The organism is Salinimicrobium gaetbulicola (genome assembly GCF_042676025.1).
In the GTDB taxonomy this organism is placed as follows: domain Bacteria; phylum Bacteroidota; class Bacteroidia; order Flavobacteriales; family Flavobacteriaceae; genus Salinimicrobium; species Salinimicrobium gaetbulicola.
In genome coordinates this window covers 726702-748546 of sequence record NZ_JBHTJP010000035.1, presented here as the reverse complement: position 1 = coordinate 748546, position 21845 = coordinate 726702, and the positions used below count along the sequence as shown (strand labels likewise).

Sequence of the window (21845 nt, the reverse complement as noted above, 5' to 3'; positions counted from 1 at the left end):
AGAATGTCTAAAACCATCTCCCAATTTGATTGGCTAAGCATACTATTATACTTTTTATTGGTTTTAATAGGGTGGTTGAATATTTATTCAGCATCCCTGGATGATGCAGCAACCTCCTTTTTCGATCTTGATCAGATCTATGGCAAGCAATTGCTATGGATCATCTTAAGCGTATTTTTGATCGTTTTTTTATTATCGCTGGAAGCCAAATTCTATGAACGTTTTGCCAGTATAATATATGTGGGCGCGCTGTTTAGTGTTCTCGGCCTCTTCTTCTTCGGAAAGACCATTAACGGTGCTACATCCTGGTATGCTATAGGCGGTTTTACCATTCAGCCTTCAGAATTCGCCAAAGTGGCTACCGCCCTGGCCCTGTCCAAGTTTATTAGCGACATACAGACCAACATAAAAAACCTGGGGGACCAGTTCAAAGCCTTTATCATTATTGCCCTGCCGGCCCTTATAATATTGCCACAACCGGATGCTGGAAGTGCTATGGTCTACGCAGCCTTTTTCTTTCCCCTTTACAGGGAAGGATTATCTGGTGTTTACCTTATCGCTGCCGGATTAGGGATATTGGTTTTTGTACTTACGCTACTTTTCAACCCAATATGGGTATCAGCGGGAGCAGTGGTTTTGGTGCTGCTATTCTATTTTTTTAGAAAAAAGAAAAGACCCGGAGGGATTGCTTATTTCAGTATTCTGCTAGTTGCCATTGCGTTATCGTTCTCTGTAAATTACATTTTTGAGAACATTTTTGAGCAGCGTCATCGTGACCGATTCAACATCGTACTTGGAAAAGAAGTAGATAACCGCGGGATTGGTTACAATACCAACCAGAGTGAGATCGCCATTGGTAGCGGAAGCTGGTTTGGAAAAGGCTGGACCGAAGGAACCCAAACCAAAGGAAATTTTGTACCGGAACAACATACAGACTATATTTTCAGCACTGTTGGCGAAGAATGGGGTTTTATTGGAAGCTCAGTCGTAGTAATACTTTTCGTGCTTTTAATGTTGCGAATACTTCACCTTGCAGAAAGGCAAAAATCACAATTCAATAGGGTGTATGGCTACAGTATAGCAGGAATCTTTTTCCTGCACTTCTTCGTAAACATAGGGATGGTTATAGGCATTTTCCCTACAGTAGGTATTCCTCTTCCATTCTTTAGTTATGGTGGTTCAGGTTTGTGGGGCTTTACTATCCTGCTATTCATATTCATAAAACTGGATGCCGAAAGAATGTCTTTCTGGTAATCTAACCAGTTAGATTTTATAGAAACAAAAAAAGACCTTCAGGAGTACTGAAGGTCTTTTGGCTTTATCCAGATTCTCCCAATTAATTCTTCATTTGAGCGACTCCGGTCTTCTTAATATTATTCGTCTTCATATCCTCAAGAACATTCACAGCTTCTTCCATGTAGATATCGCTACTTAGGTTTTGATGCCAACGTTGTCTTTTCTCAGCAAGTATAGTATCCGTAGTAAATAGATCTTTTTCGTAAGGCAGGGATTCATAAGTCAGGTTAGACTCGTATTCAGATATTTTATTGAACTTCTTAGCCTGCACTTCATTACTCTCCATTTCGGCAGCATATTCCTCGTAACTTAAAGGAAAGGAATTTTCATTTCTCTGCTCCCTAATCCATTCGGCATTTTCCTGTATCAACTTAAGGTGTGGATTCTGAGCCATTCTCAGTTTACTATTTGAAAGTGTTTTCTCAAACCCTACATAGCCGTCCCAGATCTTGTAATTAGCTGCATCAATTTGATCCCAAGGAAGTGGGTTTTCCTGATCTTTTTCTCCTATGTCAATATAGCTGAACTTATCCGGAACCACTACATCACTTTTTACTCCTTCCAGCTGGGTAGACCCCCCATTAACTCTATAGAATTTCTGGGTAGTGATCTTTAATGCTCCCAGATCTCCAAGATCGCTGTTACGCACCCATCGGTTAAGGTCAAGAACATTCTGAACTGTTCCTTTACCATAAGTTTGTTTGCTACCAATGATGATAGCTCTTTTATAATCCTGCATGGCCGCTGCAAGAATTTCCGAAGCTGATGCTGAAAGTTCATTCACCAGGATCACAAGAGGGCCGTCCCAAAGAACGCTAGGATCAGTATCTTTCAATACTTCCTGTCCTTCCATTTTAGATTTCACCTGTACGATGGGGCCTTCTTTGATGAATAATCCTGCGATGTCAACCACAGTCTTCAAAGAACCTCCACCATTGTTTCTAAGGTCAAGCACCAGGCCTTCCATCCCTTGCTCTTTCAATCGGATAATTTCTTGTTTCACATCTGAAGCCGCATTCCTTTCAGAATAATCTTCCATATTAAAATAGAACTTCGGAAGGTTTATCACTCCGTATATTCTGTCATTTTTCTTTACTACAGATGTCTTCGCATATGTTTCTTCGATCTCAACTACATCCCGAATGATCTCAATATCTTCTATCGTACCGTCAACTTTTCTTACCGTAAGAGTGACTTTTGTTCCTTTAGGCCCTTTAATAAGGCTTACTGCATCATCCAATCTCATACCCACAATACTTACAGCTTCTTTTTCGTCTTCCTGTTTCACCTTAAGGATCTCATCTCCTACTTCAACCTCTTCACCTCTCCAGGCAGGACCTCCAGAAATAATTTCCACGATCTTTACATTATCGTTCTTCTTTTGTAATCTCGCGCCAATACCTTCCAGTTTACCGCTCATTGCCTGATCAAAACGGTCTTTATCCTGTGGAGCAAAATAGAAGGTATGAGGATCAAACTCCTCTACAATAGAGTTCACGTATAATGAAAACCAATCCTTACGTTCAAGGTCATCATTAAAGTCGAAATATTCTTTTAATGAGGTTTTGGTAAGTTCTCTCGCTTCTTTCTCTAGTTCAGCGTCAGACTTTATTTTATGGTCAGGATTGTTTTCAAGTTCTCTCTCCTGTTCTTTTTTCAGATCATAGAAATTGGCAATTGCAGAAAACTTCAATTGTTTTCTCCAGCGTTCTTTCATTTCTTCTTTTGAGGTAGCATAAGGCTGTTTCTCATAATCTGTAGTGAACACCTCTTTTTTAGAATAGTCAAAAGGTTCAGAAAGGATCTCTTTATAAATTGCTTCAGCTTCGACCATACGCTCAACAAGTCTTGTATGGGTAAGGTCAAAGAAACTGATATCGCTGTTCTTGATTTGATCATCTATCAGGGTTTCATAAGTTTGAAACTCTTCAATATCACTCGCGTATAAATATCGCTTAAGAGGATCTATTGCTTCTAAATAGTCACTATAAACCTCTTTTGAAAAAGAATCATTTAGATCTTTGGCATCGTAATGCCCGTTTTCAAGCACATAAGCGATCAATTCGATTAAGGTCTTGTCTTTATTTGGGTCGTTGAAAGTCTTTGTTGTAAAACTGCAGGATGCCGCAGCAAATAACAACACCAGCACGAGTAATTTATAATTCCTTTTCATTATGCTACGTATTTTCATCATTAGTACGTCTTAAATACAGTAAAAACTATGCCAACCTTTGCCTGGCTTTCAAATTTGTTAAACTACGAATATAATGTTTTCCTCAGGAAATTACTTTAATTTAGCAGCCATAAAATTTTCATAATGTCACAGGAAAAACCCCTCATTTTAGTAACCAACGACGACGGAATTACGGCTCCGGGAATAAGAGCCTTAATAGATGTAATGAAGCAAATAGGCGAGGTAATAGTAGTAGCACCAGATAGTCCTCAAAGCGGAATGGGTCATGCCATAACAATTAGCGACACCTTGTATTGCGACCAGGTGACTGTGAAAGAAACTTATAAACACAAAGAATACAGCTGCTCAGGAACGCCTGCCGATTGTGTAAAGATCGCCACCCAGGAGATTCTGCACCGCAAACCAGATTTGTGTGTTAGCGGAATCAATCACGGGTCTAATTCTTCTATAAACGTGATCTATTCAGGTACTATGAGCGCTGCTGTGGAAGCCGGAATTGAAGGGATCCCGGCGATCGGTTTTTCTTTACTGGATTACTCACTGAATGCCGATTTTGAACCTACCAAGAAGTTCGTAAAGAAGATCACAAAATCAGTTTTGAAACACGGGCTTCCAAAAGGAGTGGTTTTAAACGTAAACCTTCCGAAGCTAAAAGAATCGGAGATCAAAGGAATAAAAGTTTGCAGACAGGCGAACGCCCGCTGGGAAGAGGAATTCGATAAGAGAACGAATCCGCAGGGAAGAGATTATTACTGGCTTACGGGTAAGTTTGTGAATGATGATGAAGGAGAGGATAGTGACGAACACGCACTTGCTCAAGGTTATGTATCGGTTGTACCGGTACAATTTGACCTTACCGCCCATCATTTTCTAAAGGACTTACAAACCTGGGAGCTTAATGATTAAAAAAGAGATTTTTACAGGATTTATTACCGGGCTTCTTTCCAACATTATTGGAATGTTGATCTATATTCTGCTTTTTTCAGAACTAGGTATTCGGGATACAATAAAGGAATCGGCTGAAACCGGGTTTTTAGGCACGCTTATCACTGCGGGAGCCATACTTAATTTTCTTCCGTTCTTCGTATTTCTGAAGAAAGAGCAAACTTACAGGGCAAGAGGAGTGTTAATGGCATCTATACTTGCCGCCCTCATAATTGCCATTTTAAAGCTTTTATAGATGAAGTATTATATAATCGCAGGAGAAGCATCTGGAGATCTACATGCGGCCAACTTAATGAAAGCTCTTAAGAAGACTGACCCCGAAGCTTCCTTTAGATTCTGGGGCGGGGATCTTATGGAACAGGAAGGTGGAGAACCGGTGAAGCATTACCGGGATCTCGCGTTCATGGGCTTTGCTGAAGTGATCATGAACCTGAAGACCATTCTAAGCAATATTTCATTCTGTAAAGAAGATATTAAAACTTATGATCCCGATGCGATCATCTTTGTAGATTACCCGGGCTTCAACCTTAGGATCGCAAAGTGGGCACGAAAAGAGGGTTATAAAACACATTTTTACGTATCTCCGCAGATCTGGGCCTGGAAGGAAAACAGGATCAAAGACATAAAAAGGGATATTGATGAATTGTATGTCATCCTGCCGTTCGAAAAGGAATTCTACGAACAAAAACACGACTACAAAGTTCATTTTGTAGGGCACCCACTAATAGATGCCATCGCCCACAGGCCTCCTGTAGATATTGAAAAATTCAAAAAAGAGAACGGCCTTGATGAAAGACCGGTAATTGCAGTACTTCCCGGAAGCCGCAAGCAGGAGATCGAAAAAATGCTCCAGATCATGGTGAGCATTACTGAAGATTTCAAAGAGTATCAATTCGTGATCGCGGGTGCACCCAGCCAGGAAAGGGAATTCTATTCAGGTTTTATAAAAAAGAAGAATGTGAACCTGGTGATGAACAAAACATATGATATCCTTGGGATCTCAACAGCCGCGCTGGTAACTTCGGGAACAGCCACGTTGGAAACCGCTCTTTTCAAAGTTCCTGAAGTGGTTTGCTATAAAGGCAATTTCATTTCTTACCAAATCGCTAAAAGAGTGATCAACCTGGATTATATCTCTCTGGTGAACCTTATCATGGATCGAGAAGTGGTAAAAGAATTGATCCAATCTGACTTTAATAAGAAGAATCTCAAAAAGGAGCTTTCAAAGATCCTTCAGGGAGAAGCCCGCGAAAAAATGTTTGCCGACTACTACGAACTGGAGAAAAAACTGGGTGGCGCCGGTGCCAGTGAGAAAACAGCTCAGCTTATCTATTCCAAATTAACTTCGGAAAAGTAGATCTATGAGGCTTCTAAACATTGTTATTTTTGGTGTAATTTCAGTTTTCCTCACCTCCTGCGGAGCTCACAAAAATGTTTCCCGGGAAACTCAGGAACCTGTTCAGAAAGACGAAATTTCTCATTTTGAAGAAACTTCCGAAGAGACCATTATTGAAAAACCCAAAGAAGAAACATCCATATTGAACGCTATTTCCAGGATCCCAGATTATGCCATGGAATTCCTTGGAACGCGTTACAAATACGGTGGAAACACGAGTGAAGGAATGGATTGCTCGGGCCTTGTTACCACAGCATTTTTAAAGGAGGACATCAGCCTTCCCAGAACCTCACGAGACATTTCCCTGCAGGGCGAAAGGATCAACCTCGATGAAGTGGTTCGGGGCGACCTCTTGTTCTTCCAGACCAATAGTAGGCGAAAGGTCATAAACCACGTGGGTTTGGTGGTTGAAACTGAAGCCGGCGAAATTCAATTCATTCACTCCACGACTTCAAGAGGCGTCATCATTTCTTCCCTGAAAGAAAACTACTGGCAGGAAAACTTTGTAATGGCCCGGCGTATTCAATAAATCATTATCTTGGATCTCCCTCCCTGATAATGAAGCCTCTAAACACTAGCATCGTTAAACTCAGCCTGGTTCTCTTACTGGGCGTTATCGCAGGATTTTTCTTGAATTTATCTGCGGAAATATCCGTTTTTATTATTCTGATAAGTATTGTCCTGTTTATTGGAGGATTTCTCAGGGCTCGAGAATTACTTTTTAAAGATGTGTTCTTTGGAGCGACAACCTACCTCCTCTTCTTTTCAATCGGAATATTTACCGCCACCATTCACCTTCCCGAAAATCAAAATGGCCATTATATAAACCAGATATCTTCGGAAAAATCATCGCAGGCACCTGCTTTGAAAATTAAAATACGGGAAGTCCTAAAACCAGATCTCTATAATGCAAAATATATAGCGACCGTCGAGTCGGTAAATTCGGCCCCCACCCATGGAAAGATACTGGTATTGCTCCCGAAGGATTCCACCTTTCAAAAATGGGCTGTGGGAGACCGTTTACTTGTGGTAAGTGAACTTCGGGACATTCCGAAGCCATTGAACCCCCATCAATTTGATTACAGTCGCTTCATGAGAATCAAAGGCATTCTGAAGCAAACTAGTCCGTTGACCGGAAGTACTGCCGGCTTAGCTTCTAAAAATGGCCTTTTTGCCGGTGCTTATTACCTGCGCAATAAGATCATAGACGATTTAAAGGAAAATGGTTTTAAACAAGATGAACTGGCTATCATCCAGGCGCTGTTGCTTGGCCAAAAGCAGGACATCTCTAAAGAGACCTATAATAATTATGCAGCTGCAGGTGCCATTCATATCCTGGCTGTTTCGGGATTACATGTAGGGATCATATTATTGATACTGAATTTCCTCTTTTCTCCCCTTGAAAAATTGAAAAACGGGAGAACCTTAAAAACCATTTTAGTGATCATTTTCCTTTGGTCATTTGCTTTGCTGGCAGGACTCTCCCCTTCTGTAGTGAGAGCCGTGACCATGTTCAGTTTCTTAGCCGTTGGGATCTCACTTAACCGAAGGACCGGCACTATAAATTCCATGTTTCTTTCCCTCTTAGTTCTGATCTTAATAAATCCCCTATGGATCTTTGAAGTCGGCTTTCAGCTAAGTTATATGGCCGTGCTTTCCATCCTGTTGATCCAGCCATTAATTTATGGACTGTGGTGGCCTCCAAACAGAGCTCTAAGGTATTTTTGGGGACTTTTAACCACCACCATCGCTGCTCAAATTGGAGTCTTACCTCTAGGCTTATTTTATTTCCATCAATTCCCCGGACTTTTCTTTGTTTCCAACCTGGTGATCCTGCCCTTTCTCGCTTTCATTTTAGGATTAGGATTTCTGGTGATCATATTATCCGGGATCAATCTACTGCCTTCATGGCTTTCAAAATTCTATAGCCAGGTCATAGAGATCCTGAACACCTTTGTAAGCTATATAGCCGGAAAGGAAAGTTTTCTTTTTAAAGATGTAAGTTTCGGGTTTACAGATGTTCTCGCTTTTTATGTGATGCTGGGATTTCTGTTTGCTTTAGCTGTTTCTTTTTCTTTTAGGAAACTTATAGCCACTTTGACATTGACCATCCTCATTCAATCATTCTACATTGTAAAAGCCTTCAATCCTTCGGAAGAGAAACTGGTCATTTTTCATCAATCCCGAAAGACCGGGCTAGGAAAAGTAGCGGGTTCAGAAATGACATTTTTGAGGGCTTCTTCTTCCGAAGAAATTCCGCAGTATATTCGAAATTATCTGATTGCAGAAGAAATTGAAAAAGTCCAAACCGCACCTTTGAAGAATGCAATAGAAACAAAAGGTGAAATCCTATTTTTAATGGATAGCACAGGAATCTTTCCGAAAAAGAAAATGGATTACCTGTTATTAACCGGTTCACCAAAGATCAATTTGGAAAGGTGCTTAAACGATCTATCCCCTAAAATGGTGATCGCAGATGGCAGTAATTATCCTTCTACGGTTGCTGCGTGGAAAGAAACCTGTCTGGAAAAAGAAATCCCTTTCCACTATACAGGTGAAAAGGGAGCTTTTATTCTTGAATGATCTCTCAATTATTGAGCGACCTCGAATTCATTTTCAAAATTTTGAGTGTATTCCTGGAAAGCTTCGGGAGTTGTGATCTTTTTATAATCTTCTTTCAGAAATAATTTCAAAAAAACTTCCAGTTGATGGGGGGTTCTGTAACCGGGAATAGGGCCTATCAATTCCCCTTTTTCATCAAAGAACACCAAACTGGGATAGGCATTTATCTTCATGGCACGTGCAAACTCATGCTGGCTGTTTCGACCTTTCCTGTTGGGGTCATGATTCGGATTTTCAAAAGTCATCTCCCTATAAGCGATCTTTTCGGTTCCTTCGGCATTGAATTTTACAGGATAATAGTTCTTATTTATGAAATCGGCCACATCCTTATTGGAAAAGGTATTCTTATCAAGCATTTTACACGGCCCGCACCAAACCGTGTACGCGTCCATAAATATTTTCTTAGGCTCCTTCTTTTGAGCCTCTAAAGCTTCGTTCATGGTCATCCATTTGACCTCCTGCGCCGTCACACCAGCTCCTAAAGCTATAAATAATATAAAACTGAATAATGATTTTCCCATGGCCTTCTGCTTTTCAACAATCATTCCGAATTTAAAAAAATACGCCCTTCGAGGGAAGGGCGCATTAAATATATTTTAAAAATTTCTTATTTGATCCCGTGCATCAGCTTTTTCAATAGCGGATTCAACATGGCTACTAAAATTCCTGCTCCAATCGGGATGATCGTAAAGATAAGGAAGAATGTAGAAAGATCATATTTTTGAGTGATCTCGTCTATCATACCACCAAAAGAACCTGCCAGTTTATTCCCTATCGCGATTGCCAGATACCACATTCCAAACATGAATGCGATCATCCTGGCAGGCACCAGCTTACTAACATAAGAAAGCCCCAGTGGCGACAGACACAGTTCTCCAAGCGTGTGGAACAGATAAGCCAGGATCAACCAGATCATACTTACTTTCGCACCTTCCACTATATTATTAGAACCGAATGCAAGCAAACCGAATCCTAATCCCAGTAAAATAAGCCCAAAGCTATATTTCCAAGCTGCGGAAGGATTGTATTTACTTTCCCACCATTTTGAGAACATAGATGCGAACACGATAATGAAGAACGAGTTAAGGATACTGAACCACGATACAGTGATCTCTGTTTTGTCTCCTGAAAATTCTCTGAAAAGCATCCAGATCACGATCGACCAAACTAACCCGAAACAGATCACTAATACGATGTTCGACCCAAGTACGGTTTTAAAGGTTTGTTTCCAAAGCAAGTACAACACATATGTGATGATCGCAAGCGGAACTACCGTTAGAAGTGCGTTCACAACATTGAAAACGGTAGCTGAAGCTCCTATTAATTCCCGGTCTACAGAATCTCTTGCAAATACGATCAAGGAACTCGCTCCCTGTTCGAAAGACATCCAGAAGAAGACCGTGAAAAAAGCGAATATGATCACGGCTATCATTCTATCCCGTACGATCGGTGCATACCTTGAAATTCGCGATATCACAAGGACAAGAAATAGGATCAACCCTATGATGGCCATTCCAAGTGGTCCTGAAAAAGGCTCTCCCTGGAAGTCGAAAGGCATGACTGCCGGCAACAGATTAAGATCTGCGATCTTGGAAGCCGGATCGTTAATTAAATAAAGGAAACCAATTACAGAAGTAGCAACTACCAGGATCTTATCAAACAGCGTAAAAGGATTGTGTTTGTGATCTTTGATCCCAGATTTTTCTTCCTCCTCAAGTTCTTTCGCTTCTCTTTCTTTATCAGGCACTCCACCTATATTTCCAAAAAGTGGTTTAGCCAACCAGAATTGAAGGGTTCCCAGGAACATGAAAATTCCCGCTAATCCAAATCCCCAGCTCCAACCGATTCTTTCGGCAAGGTATCCACACAGCATCATTCCGAAGAAGGCACCGGCGTTCACCCCCATATAGAAAATGGTATAAGCACCATCTTTTTTGTCGGGCTTACCTTCATACATTTCAGAAATGATAGAGGTAATATTTGGTTTAAAGAAACCTGTACCTATTACCAGTAAAGCAAGTCCGAAGTATAGAGAGAATTCAGTTTCAAAAGCCATGGAAGCGTGACCCAGGGTCATGATAGCTGCTCCCAGGACCACTGCCCAGCGATAACCAATGAATTTATCGGCAATAATTCCACCTGCAATAGGCGTGAGATAAAGAAGACCTGCGTAGGTACCAAAAAGGGCTCCGGCATTTTCCATTGACCAACCCCATCCAGGGTTATCAACACCCACGATCGCCATGGTAAGGAAGTTAACCAGAAGTACACGCATTCCATAAAAGGAAAAACGCTCCCACATTTCAGTAAAAAACAATACAAAAAGTCCTGCCGGATGACCTAATACTTTGGTCTTAAAAAAGTCCGGATTATCTGAGGTAACTGCAGCTGCTGCCATTATTTTTTACGTTTAAGTTCCTCTTTATCAATAATATTTTCGTCACCTAATTCATAGTTTTCCTGTTGAGGAATCTCTCTCTCATTATCTTCGGCACCATGAGTAAGTCTTTTAAGAGGCTTCAACATTAGTAATACGATACCCGCAAAGGTCACTGTGAATATGGTTATTCCGGTAAAGGTTGCAATATCCCCTGCTTCAGCAGCAAAGGCACCAACTTCCCCGGCCACTTTATTACCTAAACCGGTTGCGGCAAAATAAACCCCCATCATTAAGGATGCATATTTCACAGGTGATAATTTGGTTATGAAGGATAAAGCTACAGGAGAGGTACATAGTTCCCCAATTGTATGTAACAGATAAGCAAATACCAGCCAATACATAGCTGATTCTCCCTGAGCCTCAAACTGAAGAGAAGCGAAAACCATAAAAATAAAACCTAATCCCATAATGATCACCCCAATTGCCATTTTAAAAATGGATGAGGCTTCTTTGCTCTTTAATTTTCTCTTAGCCCAGAAATTCGCAACGATCACCCCAAAAATGATAATGAACAAGGCATTTAACGACTGGAACCAGGAAGCAGGAACTTCAGCTCCAATTCCCCATGGCAGTTCAAAAGGTATAGACCTGTCAGTTTTTTCAAAAGCATAAATATTCATTAAACCTCCGGCCTGTTCAAAAGCACCCCAGAAGACGATCACCAAAATAAAAGAAAGCAACATTACTACGTAACGATCTTTCATCACCTGGCTTGTAAGATCTTTATAGACCATTAACATCATTGCCACAACCAGAGTAAGGAAGATGAACAATAACCCATAACCTACTCCTAATTCATACATTCCATAAATGGAAAGAGCGAATAAAACTACAGTTATTATCAATTCTCTCGGTGATTTAAAAAGATCGGCGAACAATCCACCTAAAGAAGCTCCTTCATCTCTTTCAGCTTTAGAAAGAAGGTTACCTACTTCTGTAAGATATTTTTGTCCCCATAGATACACTATCAAGCCAAAAGCCATAGCAATACCGGCAAGTCCGAATCCGTAATGCCAGCCATAAACTTCACCAACAGTTCCTACGATCAAACTCGCAAGGAAAGCTCCAAGATTGATCCCGATATAAAAAATCGTGAATCCTTTATCTCTACGAATATCACCTTCCTTATAAAGACCACCCACCATAGTGGAAATATTAGGTTTTAAAAGTCCAACGCCGGCAATAATTAACCCAAGACCTGTATAAAAAGCCCACATTTCTTCCACTGCCAGAATACCATGCCCGGCGACAAGGATAATTCCTCCAATTAGAACAGCTTTTTTCTGGCCAAAGACCTTATCTGCCAAAATACCTCCCGGTATGGATACTACATAAACTAACATTGTATACCATCCATAAAGAATTAAAGCGTTTTCTTGTGTCCAGCCAAGACCTGCATTCCCATCCTGGGTTGCACTTACAAGATAGAGAACAAGGATCGCGCGCATTCCATAGTAAGAAAAACGCTCCCACATCTCTGTGAAAAATAAAATGAATAATCCTACCGGATGTCCAAAAAGCTCTTTTTGTGCCGGAGCTGTCGCTGAATTTGCCATTATAGGGATGATTTAGTATTAGGGTTAATAATTAAATGTTCTTCAATAAAGTTTGTCATGAGAGTGAATAAGTGGAAACGGGTGTTCCCTCCATAAATTCCGTGGTTACCATCAGGGTAGATGGCCCAGTCGAATTGCTTGTTTGCCTGTATCAAGGCCTCTACCATTCTCATGGTATTTTGCACATGTACATTATCATCACCGCTTCCGTGAATGATCAGGTAATCTCCTTTTAATTTTTCCACGTGGTTCAAAGGTGAATTTTCATCGTACCCTGAAGGATTTTCCTGAGGGGTGGTCATATAACGCTCTGTATAGATAGAGTCATAAAATCTCCAGCTGGTCACAGGAGCCACCGCGATCGCCATTTTAAAAGTGTCATTTCCTTTAAGGAGCGCATTTGAAGACATGAAGCCTCCATAGCTCCATCCCCAAATACCAATATTTTCTTCGTCAATATATTCTCTGGCTCCTAATTGTTTTGCAGCCTGAATGATATCTTCAACTTCATATTTTCCAAGTTCATTTTGCGTCACTTTTTTGAAGTCTGAACCTTTGAATCCTGTTCCACGAGGATCAATAGCAACCACTACATAACCTTTGTTAGCCAACATCTGGAACCAGTAGTCATTGGTGCTGTAAAAAGAGTTTGAAACCTGTTGTGAACCCGGTCCCGAATACTGAACAATAAATAGCGGATATTCAAGAGATTCATCAAAATTAGGCGGTTTCATCATCCACATGTTCAGATCGTTTCCGTTAACAGGAAGAGTAGTGAACTCTTTTGGCGTGAACTTATATTCAGCGATCTTTTCTAAAAGCGCTTTATTGTCCTGGATCTTTCTAACCAGTTTTCCATTTTTCGCTAAATGCAATGTAAACTCAGAAGGAGTGGTCGCGCTGGTGAAAGTGTTGATGAAATAAGTATAATCAGCACTGAAATCTGCACTGTTCTGCCCGGTGTTATCGGTCAGGCGTTTCTTGTTCTTACCGTTAGCTCCAATAGAGAAAACATCACGGTTAATACTACCGTTTTCGGTACTTTGGTAAAATATTTTCTTTGTTTTGGGATCGAATCCGTAGTAATTGGTCACTTCCCAGTTTCCTTCGGTCACCTGATTAATAAGCTTTCCGGTTTTACTGTAATGGTAAATATGGTTCCAGCCATCTTTTTCACTGGTCCAGATAAAACTGTTATCCTGTAAAAACGTAAGATTATCGGTAACATCAACATAGGCTTCATCAGTTTCATTTAAAACCACTTCAGCCTCATTCGTCTCAGCATCTACAAAAATAAGATCGAGAACGTTTTGATGACGGTTCAACACCTGTGCACTTAAAACATTAGCATCGTTAGTCCATTCGATCCTGGGAATATAAAAATCATTATAATCTCCTAACTCCACATCTGAGATCTCATTTTCGGAAACGTCATACAGGTGAAGAGAAACTTCAGAGTTCTTTTCTCCGGCCTTCGGATACTTAAAAGTGTGCTTGGAAGGGTAAAGTTCTGTACCGTAAACATCCATTGAAAATTCAGGAACTTCGGTTTCATCAAACTTCAAAAATGCGATCTTCTCGCCGGTTTTATTCCATTCAAAAGCTTTCACGAAGGAGAACTCCTCTTCATACACCCAGTCTGTAACCCCATTAATGATCTTGTTTTCTTCCCCATCTTCGGTAACCTGAGTGATCTCTTCGGAAGAAAGATCTTTTACATAAATATTATTTTCATGCACATAAGCCACCTTTTCCCCATTTGGAGATAAAGTAGGCTCCTGAATTTTCTGATCACTTATCTTCTGAAGCGATTTCGTATTAACATCATATACATAAAAAATTCCGCGGGTAGATCTACGGAAAATATATTCAAGGTCGGTCACCAGGATGATCTTGCTTTCATTATCGCTAAAGGTAAAGTCCTGGAAATATTTAATTTCTTCAAGGTCTCCACTGCTCAGAAGAGTTTTGGTTTTCTTTCCTGTTTTATAGGAAAAAACGTCGATAGAGGAAGTACGGCTCTCCCTGTCAAAATTAAGAACCACATATTCCTTCCCGTTGTTCAGGGATTGTAAAGACTCCAAGCGCTCCTGTCTAAAGGTGCCGTTCCAGATATCTTCAAGGGTGAGTTCTTTTTGCTGTGCTGTAAGTACTGAACTTGCCGTAAGAAATAAGGCTAAAAGCCCGTAAACTAATTTCATCATGGAGATTAAAAAAATTTGACTGCCAAGTTTAATAAAAAATACCCGAAAAACCACGGATTTAGCTGTTAAATCCTAACAAGATGTTAAAGAAATTAATAATCCTAAATACTCAAAAATGTCGAGAATTTCATCCGATTGAAAATCAACAGCATACAGAACAGAAGAAAATGGCTCAATAAATCCAGTAATTGTATCTTTGGTCTTTCAAATTTGTACCAATGATCGACCCAATTTCAGGATTTTCGAAATTAGAGAAAGAAGAGAAAATTACCTGGTTAAGCAAAACTTACCTTAAGGGAGTGGAGAACGCTCCTGAAATTTTGAGGCAATACTGGAACCCAAATTCCAACCTGCAGCAGTTGCACGAAGAATTCACAGAAAATACGTTATCCAATTACTATTTACCATTTGGGATAGCCCCAAATTTCCTCATCAATGACTTTCGCTACGCCATCCCAATGGCCATCGAAGAAAGCTCGGTAATTGCCGCAGCAAGTAAAGCAGCAAAATTCTGGGGTAAAAGGGGTGGTTTTAAGGCTGAAGTTCTTGGCACCAAAAAAGTTGGCCAGGTTCATTTCATGTTTTCCGGAGATAAAGACAAACTGAAGGAATTCTTCAGGCAGGTAAAACCAGTTCTTTTAGAAGCCGCAGAACCGCTTACCCGAAATATGAAAAAACGAGGTGGCGGGATCCTGAACATCGAACTTCGAGATAAAACCGAATCTCTGAACGATTACCACCAGCTGCACTGCACCTTCGAGACCAAAGATTCTATGGGTGCCAATTTCATCAATTCCTGCCTGGAGAGGTTTGCTGAAACTTTCAAAGAACAAGCTCATCAATATGAGACTTTCACGGCTTCAGAAAAGGATATTGAGATCGTAATGAGCATTTTGTCGAATTACGTTCCGGAGTGTATTGTACGTGCTGAAGTTTCTTGCCCGGTAGAACAGTTGGCTGATCATGATATGACCGGGGAAGCTTTCGCCGGAAAGTTTGTACGCGCTTTAAAAATAGCAGAAACCGAACCGTTTAGAGCGGTAACCCACAACAAAGGGATCATGAACGGGATAGATGCCGTAGTTCTGGCCACAGGAAATGATTTTAGAGCCGTAGAAGCCGGGGTTCATGCTTACGCGTGTAAAGATGGCTCTTACTCCAGCTTAACTCATGCCGAGGTACGCAACGGGGAATTCAAATTCTGGATGGAAATTCCGTTGGCCCTTGGAACTGTAGGCGGGCTCACAGGATTACACCCACTCTCAAAGATCGCTTTGGAAATGCTTCAGAATCCTACAGCCGAAGATCTAATGAAGATCGTTGCTGTCGCCGGACTGGCACAGAATTTCGCGGCGGTAAAATCTCTTATCACTACCGGAATTCAGCAAGGCCATATGAAAATGCATTTAATGAACATCCTGAATCAGCTGAATGCTACCCCGGAAGAAAAGGAGAAAATGGTGGAACATTTCAAAAAGCATAATGTCTCTCACAGCGCCGTTGAAGAAGCCTTGAAAAACTTAAGAAGCTAATGCAAACTTTCCACAGCCACGGTAAATTATTGATAACGGGTGAATATGTGGTTTTAGACGGAGCTACAGCCTTGGCTTTGCCAACAAAGTATGGTCAAACCCTCAAAGTTGAATTAGCAGATAAACCAGGGATCTCCTGGACCAGTATTGATCATGAAGGAAAGACCTGGTTTGAAAAGACATTTTCAAAGGCAGAACTGACTTCTTCCGAGGCAATTGACCAGGAAGTCGGGAAGATCGAAAAAAGGTTGCTTTCGGTATTAAGAATAGCCATTATAGCTAACCCTGATATGCTTTCAAAGGAAGAGGGTTACAAAGTCACTACCGAAACAGATTTTCCGTTAGATTGGGGATTAGGAACTTCCTCCACTTTGATCGCCAACGTTGCAAAATGGTTCAATATAGATGCGTATAAGCTACTTGAGAAAACTTTTGGAGGCAGCGGATATGATGTTGCCGTAGCCATGCAAGACCACCCTATAACTTATGAACTTTCAGGGGAGCACCGTAGCGTATTGGCCACTTCATTCAACCCGACATTTAAGGACAAAATTTTCTTTGTTTACCTTAATCAAAAGCAGAACAGCCGGGAGTCAATTGCACATTATAAAAAGCAGGACAAACAAACTCTTTTAAAGGCAGTAGAAAAGATAAGTTCGATCACTCACCAGGTGATCACTTGTACAGATATATCGGAATTCAATTTACTACTGGAGATCCATGAAAACGTAATTTCACAGTTAATAAATCTGCCGAAGATAAAAACACAGTTATTTCAGGATTACCAGGGCACGGTAAAGAGTCTTGGAGGCTGGGGAGGTGATTTCGTTATGGCCACGGGTGGCGAAAAGGAGAAAGAATACTTCCGAAGCAAAGGCTATGACACCATCATTCCGTATTCTGAAATGATACTTTAATCTTCCATTTTTTAAAGCAATAAAAAAGCCCTTCGAAAGAAGGGCTTTTATTTTATATATAAACCGTATCTACTAGTAGAATCTGGCTCTGTTATCTTCGATCTCAGCTGAGTTCTTCAACGCTTCAAAAACATCGTTATTGATAGTTGTTCTTCTTGCCGAAGCTTCTCTTGCAGCGTAAGGACGATAAGACTCTAGTTTAGGCGCATCGGTCTTCTTCAAAACATTGATCACAAAAACACCTTTTTCACCGCTCAAAGGCTGGCTAACTGTACCCTGCTCTAACGCAAATGCAGCACCTACAACCTTTGGCTCGCTACCAACTCCCGGAAGGGTTGGGCTGTTACGGTTAACAGCATTAGCAGTATTTACTGATACACCTTGGTTACTTGCTATCTCCTGCAAAGTGCTGCCGCTGATCTTATTTTTGATGATCTCAGCTTTCTTTTGCTTCTGAAGGATCGGGATCACTGTAGCTGAAGCAGCTTCAACAGATCTTGTTCCTTCTTTGTTTACAGCAGTTACCTGAGCAACCACATATCCGTCTTTTACATCAAATCTTCTGATGTCACCAACTTCAGTTTCTTCTTCAAAAGCCCACTGCACAATACGACGCTGAGCTCCGATACCAGGAATATTCTCCTCAAGCGGACGAATTTCCTTCACCGGCTTCACCTCCTTGTTGTTTTCTTTAGCAAGACTTACGAAATCACCATCTTTTGCGGCAAGCTCGAATTTAGTCACTTCCGCGAACAGGTCATTCATTGTTTTTTCTGAAGGCTCAATAGCACGAGAAATAGTGGCCACTTTAACAGCTTTTTCTTTTTCTGTCTGCTCCTGAATATCGATCACATGGTACCCGAATTGAGTTTCCACAACTCCAACAGCACCTTCATTGTTCTCAAACACAAAATCATTAAAAGCAGGAACCATAGCTCCCGGAGTGAACCATCCAAGATCACCCTCTTTATCTTTATTAGAAGCATCGGCAGAGAAAGCTGAAGCCAATTCCCCAAACTTGGAAATATCTTTTTTCACAACGCTCCCAATACTATCGGCTAACTTCTTAGCTTCAGATTTAGATCTGGTCACTCCCTGTCCTGCAGGTGATCCCTGGAAAGCAACTAGAATATGACGTGCTTTAGCTGAATCAGGAATTTGTTTTACAGCTTCCAATCTCGAAACGTTCCATGCTCCTCCGAACTTATATGGCCCGTAAGTTTCACCTTCGTTAAGGTTAAAGATAGCATCTGCATGCTCCTTTGGAAGGTTACTTTTGAAAAGGAATCTTCCTGAATATTTATAATCTGAATTTTCATTTACGAAAGTTTCAAGATCTTTTGTAGTCTTGAAACCTGGCAAAGTATCATTCGCTTTGGTTACGGCGTTGTATTCAACTTTGTTATCCAAAAGCCCTTCAACCTGAACCTTTACTTCATTTTCATCCTCTACAGAAGAAGTCTCGTTGTAGTGAACATACTGAATGTCTCTGGTAGCTTCAGTCTGGAATCTTTCAGAATTTTCTTTGATATAATTTTTGATCTCAGATTTTGAAACTTCTACTTCAGAATCAGGAACAGAAGAATATGGCACCTGCACGAATTCAAAGTCAACATTATCATTTGCAAATCTATAAGCCTGCTCCCCTTCAGCAAGAGTAGCACCTACTCCAGCTCTAATAAGGTTGAAGTAAATTTGCTCACGAGCAGATTTACCAACTGAAGTCTCATAATCCAACCATTGCTGGTAAGCCTCAGGAGAAGTAGATTTTAAAGTGGCAACATATTCACGTAGTTTGTTCTCATCAAACATCCCGGCTTCATTAGTGAAGTTTGGGTTATTCCCCATTTCCTGGCGAAGTAATTCCTTCACCTGAGCTTCCTCCACACGAATACCTAATTCTTCGAACTGCTGTTCAAGAACTTTTTGGCGCACATTCATGTCCCATACCATGTTCACCGCCTGAGCAGTAGAAGCATTAGGACCTAAATTACGTTGGTATGCTTCAACCTGACGCGCAAATTGCTCTCTTTCAATATCTTCACCATTAATACTCGCAATGGTATTTTGTGATTTTTGAGAAACCATGCCTCCATTTCGGATCACATCAGCCAAAACAAAAGAGAAAAGCGCTAAAGCGATAATTACGATCAGGAAAACCGAACGTTGCCTTATTTTATTTAATACTGCCATTTTTAATTGTGTTTATTCTAAAATATAGGGGGCGAAAATAACGTTTTTAGGATTATTAAAAAACTATAAATCCGCAAAATGTGAGGAAAATCTTAAAATTAATCCTGCGGTTTAACTCTTACCTCTACCAGTTCAATTTTGGTGTTTGAAACTTCCTTGATATGGAAGGTGAATTCATCGATCTGGACAATGCCGTCCTTTGGAGGAATCTCCTCTGTATGATTCACAATATAGCCTCCCAGGGTCTCGTAATTTTCACCAATTGGGATGTTGAGCTTAAAAGTTTCATTCAGGTAATCAACTTCCAGCCTCGCTGAAAAAAGGAAATGGTTCTCCCCCAACTTTTCTTCGATCAAGACCACCGGATCATGTTCATCCTCGATCTCCCCGAACAACTCCTCAACAATATCCTCCACTGTCATCATCCCGCTGGTACCACCGTATTCATCGATCACCACGGCGATACTTTTCCGTTTTTTGATAAGTATGTTCAATACATCTTTTACAAGCATGGTTTCAGGTACGAACATTACCGGCAATAAGATAGATTTTAAGGTCGGAGGTTTTCTAAACAATTCAAAGGAGTGAATGTATCCAATGATATCGTCGATATTTTCTTTATATACAAGTATCTTGGAAAGACCGGTTTCGGTAAAGGTTTCTACGAGGTCTTTAGGCTCTGTATTGAGATCGACCGCCACAATTTCGGTGCGGGGAATCATCACTTCCCTTGATTTCACTTCGGAAAATTCCAGGGCATTTTGAAAGATCTGAATTTCAGTATCTATTTCCTGGTCCTCCTCCACTTTTTCCATCTGCTCATTAATGTAATTCCCCAACTCTACTTTTGTAAAGGCAAGTTGCACTTCGTCCCCTTCAGTCTTAAAGAAACGCTTCAGCACAAAATCTGAGATCCAGATCACAAATGAGGAAATGAAACTAAACAGGATATAAAACAAATAAGCCGGAACCGCGAAGAACTTCAGCAGAAAGTTGGCATAGATCTGAAAGAACACTTTGGGTAAAAATTCCGCAGTGAGAAGGATTATAAGTGTGGAAATAACAGTTTGAGTCAGCAGGCTAAGATCCATGATCACATACCTCAAAAACTCATTTTGAACATCTAAAGTTCCAAGCCATTCCATGAGCAGATCCCCCATAAAGAACCCATATACCACCAATGCTATATTATTACCCACCAGCATGGAGGCAATAAACTTGGACGGTTTCCGGGTTAAGCGAGTAAGTACCTTGGCAAGAAAGTCATTTTGCTTTTTCTCGATCTCAACATGTATCTTATTGGCTGAGACATAAGCGATCTCCATCCCTGAGAAAAAAGCAGATAGGAGAAGGGAGCAGACAATTATGAATATATCATAGCCCATCTATTACTTCTTACGATTACCGTACTTATTCCTGAAGTGCCTTCGGAAGAAAAACATAAAGATGGCAAGCACTACGAAAAAGAGGAACAAATAAGCTCTTTCACGCTGGGTATCCCAAACAATAAATGCTTCATAAAGGAAAAAGGCCGCTGCGGCCAGGTATGCAAATTCAAAAAATTTGGAAAGTTTCATCATTTAGTTTCTTCTTCTATAATTTGGACGCCAACATTGGACCTGGAACGAAAATTACTGAATTCCTGATTACTATCAAAGCCCTGCCCCTCATTACGAGCGCCATTCTTGAAGCGGATAGTGTTGGGCCTGTCTGTAAAAACCCAGTTGCTCGCCTGATCCCAATACAATTGATCTGCCATAAGGCGGGTGCTATCACTGGTAATAACCACAACATCTCCCTGAAGATCTATCAGGCCAGTTTGATCATAGATCACCCCGTAATTGGCGGTAACCGTATTCTTTTCCCGATTTTCATCGTAGAATTCAACTTCCAGCCCTTCCGGAAATTCACGATAAGGAAAGTTCTTGTTCGAAAAATCCATCATTTTGTCGCTTTTTAGAGTAGCGACCACTTTTCCGGAATCTATGTATTTCAAGTTAATACCCATCCCGACAGCCTGCGGGGCATCTTCGGGCATCTCCATGTCGCGCACCCCTTTAAGGTTACCCTCACATGAAAAAAGCATTGCCACAAAAAGAATTGTGACAATGCTTATATAAGTATTCCGGTATGTTAACTTCATATTACAAGTTAGGTACACGTACGCTTTCTCCTATCCAACATCCAATGTTGATAGTTTTCCCCTGCATATCAGACTGAAAAATGTCTGAACGCTGTGGTGCTCTACCTCTATAGGCAGCGGCAGTCTCATTAGCGTTAGAACTGATCGATGGATCAACTCTACCAGCTTTAGCAGCATAATCGGCAGCTAACCAGTACACAGCTCTCTTCTCGAATGCAGTGTTACCACAGTTGTTAGCACTCTGGGCGACCATGTTAGCGATCTGCAAGTAAGCTCTACCAAATGATGGCTTCGCGTTAAGAGTCTTTCTATAGTAATTTCTAGCCTGACCAAACTGACCCTTTTTCTTGTATTCATCAGCGATCTTGTAGTATACTCTTGCCTTGTCTGAAGGATTTTTTTCCAAT

General features: G+C 40.8%; 18 protein-coding genes. 8 read left to right on the top strand and 10 right to left on the bottom strand.

The genetic code is table 11. The features are described from left to right. The first annotated feature begins 3 nt into the window (after positions 1 to 3). Entirely contained in the window at positions 4 to 1254 is a 1251-nt protein-coding gene (gene rodA, locus ACFQ1G_RS12755; protein ID WP_380740136.1) for a rod shape-determining protein RodA, read from the top strand. 82 nt (positions 1255 to 1336) lie between these two features. Here the strand turns inward: rodA and ACFQ1G_RS12750 are convergent, their stop codons facing one another. After that, positions 1337 to 3469, bottom strand: a complete 2133-nt coding sequence (locus ACFQ1G_RS12750) for a carboxy terminal-processing peptidase (RefSeq protein WP_380740135.1) — start codon at positions 3467 to 3469, stop codon at positions 1337 to 1339. Positions 3470 to 3613: 144 nt separating this feature from the next. On the opposite strand from ACFQ1G_RS12750, the gene surE reads away from it, so the two are divergent. Genes surE through ACFQ1G_RS12725 form a run of 5 tightly spaced genes read left to right on the top strand, consistent with a single transcriptional unit; the run spans position 3614 to position 8414 of the window. Then, the gene (gene surE, locus ACFQ1G_RS12745) at positions 3614 to 4396 is read left to right on the top strand and encodes a 5'/3'-nucleotidase SurE (RefSeq protein ID WP_380740133.1); all 783 of its coding nucleotides are present in this window, start codon (positions 3614 to 3616) and stop codon (positions 4394 to 4396) included. After that, positions 4389 to 4670: a hypothetical protein gene (locus tag ACFQ1G_RS12740; RefSeq protein ID WP_380740131.1), complete on the top strand. Its 282-nt coding sequence runs from the start codon at positions 4389 to 4391 to the stop codon at positions 4668 to 4670. Before surE ends, ACFQ1G_RS12740 begins: the two co-directional genes overlap by 8 nt. Beyond that, the gene (gene lpxB, locus ACFQ1G_RS12735) at positions 4671 to 5792 is read left to right on the top strand and encodes a lipid-A-disaccharide synthase (protein WP_380740129.1); all 1122 of its coding nucleotides are present in this window, start codon (positions 4671 to 4673) and stop codon (positions 5790 to 5792) included. 4 nt (positions 5793 to 5796) lie between these two features. Further along, positions 5797 to 6360 carry a C40 family peptidase gene (locus ACFQ1G_RS12730; protein WP_380740127.1) on the top strand — a complete coding sequence of 188 codons (564 nt, stop codon included), beginning with the start codon at positions 5797 to 5799 and terminating at the stop codon, positions 6358 to 6360. Between the two features lie 29 nt (positions 6361 to 6389). Then, positions 6390 to 8414, top strand: coding sequence for a ComEC/Rec2 family competence protein (locus ACFQ1G_RS12725; RefSeq protein WP_380740125.1), 2025 nt, complete (start codon positions 6390 to 6392; stop codon positions 8412 to 8414). 8 nt (positions 8415 to 8422) lie between these two features. Here the strand turns inward: ACFQ1G_RS12725 and ACFQ1G_RS12720 are convergent, their stop codons facing one another. The 4 genes from ACFQ1G_RS12720 to ACFQ1G_RS12705 all read right to left on the bottom strand — a co-directional run bounded on the left by ACFQ1G_RS12720 (position 8423) and on the right by ACFQ1G_RS12705 (position 14650). Beyond that, on the bottom strand, positions 8423 to 8974 hold the full coding sequence (locus ACFQ1G_RS12720; protein WP_380740123.1) for a thioredoxin family protein: 552 nt from the start codon (positions 8972 to 8974) through the stop codon (positions 8423 to 8425). 86 nt (positions 8975 to 9060) lie between these two features. Continuing rightward, a complete protein-coding gene (locus tag ACFQ1G_RS12715; protein ID WP_380740121.1) occupies positions 9061 to 10851 on the bottom strand; it encodes a peptide MFS transporter in 1791 nt (596 codons plus the stop codon). Then, the gene (locus ACFQ1G_RS12710) at positions 10851 to 12449 is read right to left on the bottom strand and encodes a peptide MFS transporter (protein ID WP_380740119.1); all 1599 of its coding nucleotides are present in this window, start codon (positions 12447 to 12449) and stop codon (positions 10851 to 10853) included. Before ACFQ1G_RS12710 ends, ACFQ1G_RS12715 begins: the two co-directional genes overlap by 1 nt. Continuing rightward, entirely contained in the window at positions 12449 to 14650 is a 2202-nt protein-coding gene (locus ACFQ1G_RS12705; protein WP_380740809.1) for a S9 family peptidase, read from the bottom strand. Before ACFQ1G_RS12705 ends, ACFQ1G_RS12710 begins: the two co-directional genes overlap by 1 nt. Before the next feature lie 221 nt (positions 14651 to 14871). Between ACFQ1G_RS12705 and ACFQ1G_RS12700 the strand changes: the two genes are divergently transcribed. After that, a complete protein-coding gene (locus ACFQ1G_RS12700) occupies positions 14872 to 16185 on the top strand; it encodes a hydroxymethylglutaryl-CoA reductase, degradative (protein ID WP_380740117.1) in 1314 nt (437 codons plus the stop codon). Then, complete coding sequence (locus ACFQ1G_RS12695) at positions 16185 to 17102, top strand: GYDIA family GHMP kinase (RefSeq protein WP_380740115.1); 918 nt, start codon at positions 16185 to 16187, stop codon at positions 17100 to 17102. The genes ACFQ1G_RS12700 and ACFQ1G_RS12695 overlap by 1 nt, the downstream gene beginning before the upstream one ends. 72 nt (positions 17103 to 17174) lie before the next feature. On the opposite strand, the gene ACFQ1G_RS12690 is transcribed toward ACFQ1G_RS12695, so the two are convergent. The 5 genes from ACFQ1G_RS12690 to ACFQ1G_RS12670 all read right to left on the bottom strand — a co-directional run bounded on the left by ACFQ1G_RS12690 (position 17175) and on the right by ACFQ1G_RS12670 (position 21844). After that, positions 17175 to 19295, bottom strand: a complete 2121-nt coding sequence (locus ACFQ1G_RS12690; protein ID WP_380740114.1) for a peptidylprolyl isomerase — start codon at positions 19293 to 19295, stop codon at positions 17175 to 17177. Between the two features lie 98 nt (positions 19296 to 19393). Further along, complete coding sequence (locus ACFQ1G_RS12685) at positions 19394 to 20680, bottom strand: hemolysin family protein (protein WP_380740112.1); 1287 nt, start codon at positions 20678 to 20680, stop codon at positions 19394 to 19396. Positions 20681 to 20683: 3 nt separating this feature from the next. Further along, positions 20684 to 20872, bottom strand: coding sequence for a hypothetical protein (locus ACFQ1G_RS12680; protein ID WP_380740110.1), 189 nt, complete (start codon positions 20870 to 20872; stop codon positions 20684 to 20686). After that, a complete protein-coding gene (gene lptC / locus ACFQ1G_RS12675) occupies positions 20872 to 21438 on the bottom strand; it encodes an LPS export ABC transporter periplasmic protein LptC (RefSeq protein ID WP_380740108.1) in 567 nt (188 codons plus the stop codon). Before lptC ends, ACFQ1G_RS12680 begins: the two co-directional genes overlap by 1 nt. A 1-nt stretch (position 21439) precedes the next feature. Continuing rightward, positions 21440 to 21844, bottom strand: coding sequence for a tetratricopeptide repeat protein (locus tag ACFQ1G_RS12670; RefSeq protein ID WP_380740106.1), 405 nt, complete (start codon positions 21842 to 21844; stop codon positions 21440 to 21442). Position 21845 lies beyond the last annotated feature (1 nt).